This is a genomic window from Anaerovorax odorimutans (assembly GCF_024459955.1).
In the GTDB taxonomy this organism is placed as follows: Bacteria; Bacillota; Clostridia; order Peptostreptococcales; family Anaerovoracaceae; genus Hominibacterium; species Hominibacterium odorimutans_A.
Map to the genome: position 1 here is coordinate 1 of NZ_JANFXK010000284.1, position 207 is coordinate 207.

The following is a 207-nucleotide window of genomic DNA, read 5'->3' on the forward strand; positions in this document are numbered from 1 at the left end:
GCCTACTATGCCGCCAAATCGGTGATTAATGTAATCGATGATTCCATGAACGGCGGAAAAATGGGCCAGTATGTGCGCGACAAGGCATACGGGCAGCTGGCTTCGGCAGACGGAGAATCGGTTGCGATCAAGGATCAGGCGCTCAGTGGGAAGGCCGTAAAGCTGGATGGAAACAAAGAGCTGGAAGGTATGAGCGTAAAAGATCTG

General features: G+C 52.2%; 1 protein-coding gene. It reads left to right on the forward strand.

The genetic code is table 11. The annotated features are described in order from the left end of the window. Nucleotides 1–207 (forward strand): hypothetical protein (locus NE619_RS18795; protein ID WP_256133960.1); only part of this gene is annotated, 207 nt, incomplete at both ends.